Origin of the sequence: Streptomyces sp. 13-12-16, assembly GCF_002114215.1 — a bacterium.
Classification (GTDB): domain Bacteria; phylum Actinomycetota; class Actinomycetes; order Streptomycetales; family Streptomycetaceae; genus Streptomyces.
The window spans coordinates 1-7,107 of sequence record NZ_NCTE01000631.1; the positions used below are offsets into that span (position 1 = coordinate 1).

At 72.2% G+C, this 7,107-nt stretch carries 4 protein-coding genes and 1 pseudogene; all 5 read right to left on the reverse strand.

Annotated features, from left to right (window positions below; translation table 11 throughout):
* Positions 1 to 22 precede the first annotated feature (22 nt).
* The gene (narI, locus tag B7767_RS24610; protein ID WP_085574114.1) at positions 23 to 748 is read right to left on the reverse strand and encodes a respiratory nitrate reductase subunit gamma; all 726 of its coding nucleotides are present in this window, start codon (positions 746 to 748) and stop codon (positions 23 to 25) included.
* Complete coding sequence (gene narJ / locus B7767_RS24615) at positions 745 to 1,554, reverse strand: nitrate reductase molybdenum cofactor assembly chaperone (protein WP_085574115.1); 810 nt, start codon at positions 1,552 to 1,554, stop codon at positions 745 to 747. The genes narI and narJ overlap by 4 nt, the downstream gene beginning before the upstream one ends.
* Positions 1,551 to 3,119 (reverse strand): nitrate reductase subunit beta, encoded by a 1,569-nt coding sequence (gene narH / locus B7767_RS24620; RefSeq protein WP_085574116.1) that lies wholly within the window; start codon positions 3,117 to 3,119, stop codon positions 1,551 to 1,553. Before narH ends, narJ begins: the two co-directional genes overlap by 4 nt.
* Before the next feature lies 1 nt (position 3,120).
* Entirely contained in the window at positions 3,121 to 6,822 is a 3,702-nt protein-coding gene (locus B7767_RS24625) for a nitrate reductase subunit alpha (protein WP_085574117.1), read from the reverse strand.
* Positions 6,823 to 6,885: 63 nt separating this feature from the next.
* Positions 6,886 to 7,107, reverse strand: a pseudogene (locus tag B7767_RS46570) (hypothetical protein); the annotation flags it as partial.

Sequence of the window (7,107 nt, forward strand, 5' to 3'; positions counted from 1 at the left end):
GTCGCCGTGCCGGCGGCCCCGCTCATGCGGCCCGCCGCCCGCCCGGCGCGGTGGTGGCGGCGGCCGTGCGCCGCCGGTAGACCACGTACGGGCGTACGAGGTAGCCGACCGGCGCGCTCCACACGTGGACGAGACGGGTGAACGGCCAGGCGGCGAAGAGCAGACAGGCGGTGAGCGCGTGGAGCTGGAACAGCAGCGGGGCCCCGGCGATCGCCCCGGGCTCGGGGGAGAGGGCGAACAGCCCCCGGAACCACACCGACACGGTGGAGCGGTAGTCGTAACCGGCGCCGAAGACGTTGTGGGCGGCGGTGGCGGTGATGCCGAGCAGCACGGTCGCGGACAGCAGCGGGAAGAGGACCTTGTCGCTGCGGTCGGTGCGGAGCCGGATCCGGCGGCTCAGCAGCCGGCGGGCGCACAGCATGCCGAGACCGGTGAGCATGGCGATCCCGGCGACCGAGCCTCCCCACACGGCGACCGTGTGGTACGTGTGCTCGTCGACGCCGGCGGCCTCGGTCCAGGAGGCCGGCACCGCGAGACCCGCGACATGCCCGGCGATCACCATGAACGCGCCGAGGTGGAACAGCGGGCTGCCCCAGCGCAGCCACCGGTGCTCCAGGAGCTGGCTGGTGCGCGAGGTCCAGCCGAACTGGTCCTGGCGGTAGCGCCAGACGTGCCCGACGGCGAACACCGCGAGGCAGGTGTAGGGGACGGCGACCCACAGGAGCAGGTCGGCTGCGGAGGTGTTCATCGGTGGTCTTCCTGACGGTGCGCGGCGGACGGCGGCGCGAGGGTGGGCGGAGCCTGCTCGGGCGGGACGAACGAGCCGGGCGGCGCGAACTCACCGGCTCCGTAGGCCCCGTACGGGTCGATCCCGACGTCCTCGTTCGGCGGGCCCTCGGCGGCCAGTTCGGCCACCGCCCGCAGATCGGCCTCGGTGGGCGGCGGCAACAGCGTGATCAGCGCCGCCAGGACGTGCAGGTAGGGGGAGTCCGCGTCGGTCAGGGCGCGGTGGATCAGCTCGATGCCGCGCCGGTGCTGGCGCAGCGGGGCCTCGCCCCGGCCGGGGCCGGTCAGGGCGGCGAACTCGAGGACGACCGGGAGGTGGTCGGGGAGTTCACCGCCGTCGGTGTCCCAGCCGGCCGCGCGGTACCGCTGGGCGAGGGTGAGCAGGGCCATGCCCCGGCGGCGGGTGTCGCCGTGCAGGTAGTAGGTGAGGTAGAGGCTGCTCCTGCGGCGCAGGTCGAACATCTCGACGTAGTGCCGCTCCAGGGCGTCGGTCTCCTGCCCGGCGAACCAGGCGGTGAACTCGGCCAGGTGTCCGGCCGCCGGTGAGGGCGGCAGCGCCCCGACGGTGGCGGTGAGCACCGGCCGGGCGGCGGTGAGACCGGCGTCGGGGTACTGCAGCAGCAGCGACATCAGCCGCAGCAGCAGCGCCCGTCGCTCCGTCTCCTCGGGGGTGAGCGGTGAGGTACGGGAGGTCCGGTCCGGGCGGCGCAGGGCGGCCCGGACCCGGGTGCGGACGATCCCGGGCACAGTGGCGGGCAGGGGGGTCACGGGTGGCCTCCGGCGGGGGTGTCGGTGGTGCGGCGGCGCAGGGTGGGGATGCCGAGCATCACGCGGCGGCCGTCGCCGGCCCCCGGCTCGCCGGCGGTCCCGACGGGGCAGCGGTTCTCCATCGCGGACAGCGCCGCCGCGTCCTCCTTGTGCGCGGCGGGGACGACGTACCGGTCGGCGTACTTGGCGACGGCGAGCAGCCGGTGCAGGTCCTCGGCCTCCCGCGCGGTCAGCCCGACGGCCTTGAGCACGGTCTCGTCGCCCTCCTCGCCGAGGGTGCGCTCACGCATGTACGAGCGGAGCGCGGTGAGCTTCATCAGGACACCGCCGACCACGTCGGTGTCCCCGGCGGTGAACAGCTCCGCCAGGTACTCCAGCGGGATGCGCAGCCGGGTGACGGCGGCGAACACGTGGTCCGGGTCGTCCTGGTCGCCGCCGGCCGCGTCGACGGCGTCGAGGACGGGGGAGAGCGGCGGCACGTACCAGACCATCGGCAGCGTGCGGTACTCCGGGTGCAGCGGCAGCGCCACCTTGTACTTCGACACCAGGGCGTACACCGGGGAGCGGCGGGCGGCGTCCAGCCAGTCCTCGGGGATGCCCGACTCCCGCGCGGCGGCGACGACTTCGGGGTCGAAGGGGTCCAGGAACACGTTCCGCTGGGCGTCCAGCAGGTCCTTCTCGTCGGGGGTGGCCGCCGCCTCGCCGACCCGGTCGGCGTCGTACAGCAGCAGACCGAGGTAGCGCAGCCGGCCCACGCAGGTCTCGGAGCAGACGGTGGGCTGCCCGGCCTCGATGCGCGGGAAGCAGAACGTGCACTTCTCCGCCTTGCCGGTGGCGTGGTTGACGTACACCTTCTTGTACGGGCACGCCGTCACGCACATCCGCCAGCCGCGGCACTTGTCCTGGTCGACCAGGACGATGCCGTCCTCCACCCGCTTGTACATCGCGCCGGACGGACAGGCCGACACACAGGCCGGGTTGAGGCAGTGCTCGCACAACCGCGGCAGGTGGAAGAGGAAGGTCTGCTCGAACTCGAACCTGACCTTCTCCGCCCACTCCCCGGAGAGGTTGGGGTCGGCGCCGGCGTTCTCGGGGGCGCCGCCCAGGCCGTCCTCCCAGTTGGCGCCCCAGGTGATGGCGGTGGGCTTGCCGGTGAGGACCGAGCGGGGCCGGGCGACGGGCATGTCGGGCCCGGCGGGGGCGCCGATGAGGTTGTCGTAGTCGTAGGTGACCGGCTCGTAGTAGTCCTCCAGGGACGGCAGGTCGGGGTTGGAGAACAGCGACAGCAGCCGCCTGACCCGGCCCCCGGAGCGCAGGACCAGCCGCCCGCGCCGGTCGAGCATCCAGCCGCCCTTCCACTGCTCCTGGTCCTCGTAGCGGCGGGGGTAGCCGACGCCGGGCTTGGTCTCGACGTTGTTGAACCAGGCGTATTCGACACCGGTGCGGTTGGTCCACGTCTGCTTGCAGGTGACCGAGCAGGTGTGGCACCCGATGCACTTGTCGAGGTTCATCACCATCGCGATCTGGGCCATCACGCGTCCGACAGTGGCTTCGCCACGGGTCATGTCAGTACTCCACTTGCTGGCTGCGGCGACGGATGACGGTGACCTCGTCACGCTGGTTGCCGGTCGGGCCGTAGTAGTTGAAGGCGTAGGTGAACTGCGCGTAGCCGCCGGCGAGATGGGTGGGCTTGAGCAGCAGGCGGGTCAGCGAGTTGTGCATGCCGCCGCGCTTGCCGCTGATCTCCGTCTTCGGCACGTTTATGTTGCGGTCCTGGGCGTGGTACATGTACACGGTCCCCTCGGGCATCCGGTGGGTGACCACGGCCCGGCAGGCGACGACACCGTTGCGGTTGTACGCCTCGATCCACTCGTTGTCCTTGACGCCGATCTTCTCGGCGTCCTCCAGCGACATCCAGATGACCGGGCCGCCGCGGGACAGGTCGAGCATGTACTTGTTGTCCTGGTAGTTGGAGTGGATGGACCACTTCGAGTGCGGGGTCAGGTAGCGGACCGTGACCTCGGCCCGCCCGTCCTCGTGCAGGTGCTCGTCGCCGTAGTGCCGCGGGGTGTTCAACGGCGGCCGGAACACCGGCAGCTGCTCGCCGAGTTCGGTCGTCCAGTCGTGCTGGACGAAGAAGTGCTGGCGGCCGGTGAGGGTGTGCCAGGGCTTCTTGTGCTCGGTGTTGATGACGAACGGGGAGTAGCGGCGTCCGCCGGTCTCCGAGCCCGACCACTCGTAGGAGGTCATCACCGAGCGCGGCTGGGTGCGGGTGTCGGCGAAGGTGATCCGCTCCGCCTCGCGTTCGGCGGCGAGTTCCACCAGGCCCTCGCTGCCGGTCTGCCGCTCCAGCTCGCGGAAGCCCTCGGTGGCCAGCCGGCCGTTGGTGGTGCCGGACAGGGCCAGGATCGCCTCGCACATGTCGGAGGCGGTGGCCAGCGACGGCCGGCCGGCGGCCACGCCGTCACGGACGGTCCCGCAACGGTGGCGCAGGTCCTCGATCTCCCGGTCGGGGCGGACGGTGACGCCCTTGGTGGTGGTGCCCAGGGTGTCCAGCAGCGGGCCTATGGCGCGCATCTTCTGCGCGACGGCCGCGTAGTCCCGCTCGACGACCACCAGCTTGGGCATGGTGCGTCCGGGAACCGGTTCGCACTCACCGGCCCTCCAGTCCCGCACCACCCCGCCGGGCTGGGCGAGTTCGTCGGGGGTGTCGTGCGTCAGCGGCACCGCCAGGACGTCGGTGCGCGTCCCCAGGTGCCCGGCGGCCAGCTCGCTGAACCGGTCGGCGATGGTGAGGAAGGTGTCGTAGTCGGTACGGGCCTGCCAGGGCGGGGCGATGGCCGGGGTGAAGGCGTGCACGAAGGGGTGCATGTCCGTGCTGGACAGGTCGTCCTTCTCGTACCAGGTCGCGGCCGGCAGGACGACGTCGGAGAGCAGGCCGGTGGAGGTCATCCGGAAGTCCATGGTGACCAGCAGGTCGAGCTTGCCCTCGGGCGCCTCGTCCCGCCAGACCACCTCCTTCGGGCGCCCTTCCGGCGGGGTCTGGGCAGAGCGGACGTCCGCGTCCGTGCCCAGCAGATGGCGCAGGAAGTACTCGTTGCCCTTGCCGGAGGAACCCAGCAGGTTCGCCCGCCACACGGTCAGCACGCGCGGGAAGTTGGCCGGGTCGTCGGGGTCCTCGACGGCGAACCGCAGCCGTCCCGACTTCAGCTCGTCCACGACGTGCTCGGCGACCGGACGCCCCCGCGCCGCCGCCTCGTCCGCCAGGTCGAGGGGGTTGCGGCCGAAGCCGGGGTGGCCGGGCGTCCAGCCCAGCCGCACGGCCTGCGCCAGGCAGTCGGCGAACGTCCGGCCGGCGAGCTTCCCCTTCCCCACCGGGGAGGCCAGCTCGTCCGCCCCGAACGCCTCGTACCGCCACTGGTCGGAGTTCATGTACCAGTAGGAGGTGCCGGTCATGTGGCGGGTCGGCCGCTGCCAGTCGAAGGCGAACGCCAGGTGCTGGAAGCCGGTGAGCGGGCGGACCTTCTCCTGGCCGACGTAGTGGGCCCAGCCGCCGCCGTTGACACCCTGGCAGCCGGTCATGGTGGTCAGCGCCAGGAACGCCCGGTAGATGGTGTCGGAGTGGAACCAGTGGTTGGTGCCGGCCCCCAGCGCGATCATGGAACGGCCGTTCGTGCGCTCGGCGTTGCGGGCGAACTCCCGTGCGATCCGGGCCGCCTGCCGCGCCGGCACGGACGTGATCGTCTCCTGCCAGGCCGGGGTGTACGGCTCGGCGGCGTCGTCGTACGAGGACGGCCAGCGGCCCGGCAGACCCGGCCGCTGCACCCCGTACTGGGCCAGCATCAGGTCGAAGACGGTGGTGACCCGGCGCCCGCCGACGGTGCGCACCGGCACCCCGCGGACCATGGTCGTACCGCCCTCGGTGGCGCCCTCGTCGAACCGGGGCAGCACGACCTCGGTCGTCTCCCCGGCCCGCTCCAGCAGGGTCAGTTCGGGCGTCACCTCGCCGAGGTCGAGGTTCCAGCGGCCCTGCTCGCCCTTGGCCCAGCGGAAGCCGAGCGAGCCGTTCGGCACGACCGGCCCGCCCGTGGCCGCGTCGATCAGGACGGTCTTGGAGCCGGCGTTCTCCTCCTCGTGGCCGAGGTCGGCCGCGGTCAGGAAACCGTCCGGGACGAGACCGCCGTCCGCGTGCTCGCGCAGGGTGATCAGGAACGGCGCGTCGGTGAACTTCCGCAGGTAGTCGTGGAAGTACGGCACCTCGCGGTCGACCAGGAACTCCTTCAGGATCACATGCCCCATGGCCATCGCCAGCGCGCCGTCGGTGCCCGGGTGCGGGGACATCCACTCGTCGGCGTGCTTGACGTTGTCGGCGTAGTCGGGGCTGACCGCGACGACCTTGGTGCCGTTGTAGCGGGACTCGGTGAGGAAGTGCGCGTCCGGGGTGCGGGTGACCGGGATGTTGGAACCCCACATGATGAGGTAGCCGGCGTTCCACCAGTCCGCCGCCTCCGGCACGTCCGTCTGGTCGCCGAAGACCTGCGGGGAGGCGACCGGCAGATCGGCGTACCAGTCGTAGAACGACAGCAGGGTGCCGCCGATCAGTGACATGAACCGGGAACCGGCCGCGAAGGACGCCATCGACATCGCCGGGATCGGGGAGAAACCGGTGACGCGGTCCGGACCGTACTCCTTGACGGTGTGCACATGGGCGGCGGCGACCAGCTCGGCCACCTCGTCCCAGTCGGCGCGCACCAGTCCGCCCTTGCCGCGCGCCCGCTTGTAGGCGCGGGCCTTCGCCGGGTCACCGGTGATCTCCGCCCACGCCGCCACCGGGTCGCCGAGCCGCTTGCGGGCCTCGCGCCACAGCTTCAGCAGCGCACCGCGCACGTACGGGTAGCGGACCCGGCTGGGCGAGTAGGTGTACCAGGAGAACGACGCCCCGCGCGGGCAGCCGCGCGGCTCGTACTCGGGGCAGTCGGTGCCGATCGACGGGTAGTCGGTGGCCTGGTGCTCCCAGGTGATGATGCCGTCCTTGACGTACACCATCCAGGAGCAGGAACCGGTGCAGTTGACGCCGTGGGTGGAGCGCACCACCTTGTCATGGGACCAGCGGTCCCGGTAGAACCCCTCCCACTTCGGGTCGCCCGTACCGAACACCGCGCGCCCGTCGGGCGAGACCTCACGGCGGTTCAGCAGTCTGCGCGCGGCCAGCGGCCAGGTCCCCGGTACGGGCTTCTGTCCCCGGCGTGCGCTCTGATCGTTCTCCATGGTCAGGAACCTAGGTTTCCGCCGGGGCGCCGGCCTTGGGCCGAACGGCCCCGGTCCCGCGTCCTACCGGCCCGGTCCCCGGCCCTCCGCCGGGACCCAGGGCCCCGGCGGGCCGGGTCGGGCGTACAGGTCCGTGCTCAGACACCGTTCCCCGGTGTCGGGCAGCACGACCACGAACAGCGCGCCCCGGTGCCGCGGGTACCGGGCGACGGTGGTGGCGGCGTGGAGGGCGGCGCCGCCCGAGACGCCGACGAGGATGCCCTCGCGGCGGGCCGGCCCGCGGGC